The sequence below is a fragment of the Bacillus sp. MBGLi79 genome (assembly GCF_002953915.1).
Genome location: NZ_CP026521.1, coordinates 4,769,885 through 4,773,576 on the forward strand (window position 1 = coordinate 4,769,885; position 3,692 = coordinate 4,773,576).

General features: G+C 43.6%; 3 protein-coding genes and 1 tRNA gene. All 4 read right to left on the reverse strand.

The window, feature by feature from the left end:
• On the reverse strand, window positions 1-599 hold a 599-nt coding region (gene yycH / locus C1T29_RS24350; RefSeq protein WP_231516528.1), incomplete at its 3' end, for a two-component system activity regulator YycH.
• Window positions 589-2,433, reverse strand: a complete 1,845-nt coding sequence (gene walK, locus C1T29_RS24355) for a cell wall metabolism sensor histidine kinase WalK (RefSeq protein WP_208945574.1) — start codon at window positions 2,431-2,433, stop codon at window positions 589-591. The genes walK and yycH, both read right to left, overlap by 11 nt.
• 7 nt (window positions 2,434-2,440) lie before the next feature.
• Window positions 2,441-3,148, reverse strand: coding sequence for a cell wall metabolism DNA-binding response regulator WalR (gene walR / locus C1T29_RS24360; RefSeq protein ID WP_003177967.1), 708 nt, complete (start codon window positions 3,146-3,148; stop codon window positions 2,441-2,443).
• Window positions 3,149-3,563: 415 nt separating this feature from the next.
• Window positions 3,564-3,636: transfer RNA gene (locus tag C1T29_RS24365), tRNA-Phe, on the reverse strand.
• Window positions 3,637-3,692 lie beyond the last annotated feature (56 nt).

Consider the following 3,692-nt stretch of genomic DNA (forward strand, 5'->3'; position numbering starts at 1 on the left):
ATCTGCGATTTTTCTTTTTCAATGTCTGCAAGGATGTTGCGGTAATTTGCCGATTCAATCACCGCTTCAACAACCGTCTCTTTGCTGAAGGATACAAAGTAGATTTTTTTCATGCCCCGTCCTTCGTTGAAAGGAAGAACGATTCTGTCAAAAGAGTTGTATTCATAAGAGTTGGCGGACCATTTGAAAAGCGGCTGCAGCACATCGATTGGAATATTGTCGCTAAAAACGAGATCCAATTTGGAGTCTTTATTTTTAGCGTACAGCCAGTTTTTGAACTGCTGCCTGTCAAATTTGTCCGAGATATCCTTTAACGATTTGACTTCCCATCGGCTCATGTCGTCCCAGAGCTGAGAATAGAGCGTCGTATCATTCAGCAAATAATGCTGTCCATTCTCATGAATGAACATTTGCTGAGGTTTGACGGCTTCATTTAGCAACTTTGTCTGATTTGTAATCGGCTGTTTATCGCTGACCTGAGCCTGTGAATCTTCTACTTTTTCGTAATTCCCCTGAAATCCCCAAATATTAAAAGTAAAAAGAAGACTGATCAAAACCAAAAGGGACAGTATTATCGTTTTAATTGTTTCACGCTTCATCCCAATCATCCTCTTGTTCTTCTTTATATGGCAGGGTAAATGTGATCGTTGTTCCTTTTCCTTCGATACTGTCGGCCCAAATGTCGCCGCCATGGGCTTGTACCATTTCTTTTGCGATCGCAAGACCAAGCCCCGTACCGCCGAGTCTTCTTGTTCTGGCTTTATCGACACGGTAGAAACGCTCGAAGATCTTCTCCATGTCTTTTCTCGGAATGCCGACACCTTCGTCTTTGACACTGATATAAAGAAGCTCTTCTTCTTCATTTACATCAACAGAGAACGTGATATGGCCTCCTTCAGGGGAATATTTAAATGCATTTGAAATGATATTATCCAGCACTTGCGTAATCTTGTCCGGATCGATTTCAACATACAATTCTCTCTCCGGCAGATTGCTGATAAACTCAACATGCTGCTCTTTCGTCATTTCAAAGCGCTCAATAATCAATGAGAAGAAACGGATAAAATGAATCCATTCTTTATTGAATTGGTAGTCCTTGCTGTCAAACTTAGAAAGCTGCAGCAAGTCGTTGACAAGTCTGATCATGCGCTCTGTTTCATTCTGTGTCACATTCAAGAAGCGCGGCGCAATGTTTGGATCCTGCCACGCGCCTTCCGCAAGCGCTTCTAAATAGCTGCGCATTGTGGTGAGCGGCGTTCTGAGTTCGTGGGAGACATTTGCCACAAATTCTCTCCGTTCTTGATCGATCTGCTCTTGTTCTGTGACATCGTAAATAACCGCAATCAACCCATCAATCTTTCCGTGCTCTTTTTGGATGACCGAGAAATTGACGCGAAGCACAGACGTCCGTTCTTCCTGTTCAATTTCAAGAAGGAGCGAGTCCTGCTGTTCAACCAAATCTTCGAACGTGTATTCATCTTCAAGGCCGAGCAGTGAGGTGATCGGCATTTCGAGAGCCGTTTCACGTGAAACATTTAAAAGCTCCAGTGCCGGCGTATTAAGCAAAATACTCGCGCCATTTCGGTTTGTCGCGATAACCCCGTCTGTCATATAGGCAATAACAGAAGATAGTTTTTTTCGTTCGCCTTCTGTCATGGATTGAGCTTCTTTCAGCTCTCTCGTTAAATAATTAAACGTTGTGGCCAGCTGGCCGATTTCGTCGTTTCCGTACTTCCTGACTTTTCTCGAGAAATTTCCTTTCGCCAGTTCAATTGCCTGCTTTCTCATATCTGACAGCGGATGTGTAATCGTTCGCGCGACAAAAATCCCGAGGAATGCAGTGATTCCAAGCGCAATAAAAGTTCCAGACGCTAAAATGGTGTTGATTGTCCGGATTTGATTGTAGACATTATCCATCGATGCCACGACATAAATGGCCCCGATCGTCTCTTGATTCGATTTTTTAATCGGCGTGACTGAAATCCGCACTTTGCTGTCACGCTCCGGGTCGAAAAATTTGTTTTCGTACGGAATACCGACAAGCAGTGTCCTTTTAATAATGCCCTCTGTTGTCTTTTTCCCCGCCACCTCCCGGTTATAAGGATTGGAGGTCGCGATGACTTCATAGCTTTTATCAATCAGACTGACTTCGAGAATTTCGCCTTCCTTGCTGAAATCATTTAGAATCCGCTCTGCGTCTTCTTTCAAGGTAGTCGAGGAAGACGTGCTTCTATCCTTCGTCATTTCCTGTTCCAGATAATACGAGAGGTTGTTCACCCGCTGGTCAAGAGAGTCATTATATGATTTAAGAAGTGACTTCTCCATCTCATTGACAAAGTAGACGCCGATAATCTGCATGGCAACGATAATCAGCAGAACGTATATTAAGGTAAACTTAAAATGAATCGAGCGGAAAAAACTGACTTTATTCATTTCGGTATTAGTCCTGTTCCGGATTTCTCAAATAGTAGCCGACCCCGCGCCTTGTGACGATCCAGCTTGGGTGACTCGGATTATCCTCGATTTTTTCGCGAAGGCGTCTGACCGTAACGTCAACTGTCCGGACATCTCCAAAGTAGTCGTATCCCCACACGGTTTGCAGCAGATGCTCACGCGTCATGACCTGCCCGATATGTTTAGCAAGGTAATGCAGCAGTTCGAATTCCCGATGCGTCAGTTCGATTGTCTCGTCTCGTTTTGAAACGACGTAGGCATCCGGAAAAATGACGAGCGATCCAATTTGAATTTCGTTTGAAGACGATTCTTCTTCGGCAGGAGCCGCTGTGTTCTGTCTTCTCAAGTTCGCTTTGACACGCGCGAGCAGTTCGCGAGTGCTGAACGGTTTTGTCACATAGTCGTCAGCTCCCAGTTCAAGACCGATGACTTTATCGATTTCCGAATCCTTTGCTGTCAGCATAATGATGGGCATATCATATTTTTTGCGGACTTCACGGCACACTTCCACACCATCCTTGTTCGGAAGCATGATGTCGAGCAGAATCATATCAGGGTTGAGATCCTCAACCATCTGAAGCGCTTCATTGCCGTCGTATGCGCAATGGACTTCATAGCCCTCTTTTTTCAGATTAAACTCTAAAATATCAGCAATCGGCTTTTCATCATCTACAACTAGTATCTTTTTTTCCATTATTCGTTCCCCCTGGTTCAGAGTTTGGATACAATACAGCCAGCGGATGGCTGCCTAAGTTTTATATCAAGTACACTGCATGTCTTCATTAAAAAACACTTTCTAGAAAATAGATTTCTTATACATTATAACGTTTATGAAGCAAAAGTTAAAAAAATAGTTCAAAGGAAAACGTTTGGAAATTAAATCCACCTTCTATTTTTCCGCTTTTATCACAACAATTAAATTTTTGTGACTTTTTTTACTGAAAAATGAAACATCTTCCCCTTCAAGACCGTCTATATAGTAACGTCTTCTTCTTCGGCCGGGTTACCGGCCTCCCTTTTTTTCTCCTTTTTATTCCTTCAGCATTTTATTTCCTTGTTTTCAGCTAAAAGAAAACGCATCTGCTTAAAAACAGACGCGCTTTTTAGAGTGGCTCGGGACGGAATCGAACCGCCGACACACGGATTTTCAGTCCGTTGCTCTACCAACTGAGCTACCGAGCCAGGTATGTAACTTTTTTAAAATGGCGGTCCGGACGGGCCTCGAACCCGCGACCTCC

Bases quoted from the DNA above. Each gene is read 5' to 3' on its own strand.
- walK (WP_208945574.1), bottom strand. From the start codon at position 2,433: ATGAATAAAGTCAGTTTTTTCCGCTCGATTCATTTTAAGTTTACCTTA.
- walR (WP_003177967.1), bottom strand. From the start codon at position 3,148: ATGGAAAAAAAGATACTAGTTGTAGATGATGAAAAGCCGATTGCTGAT.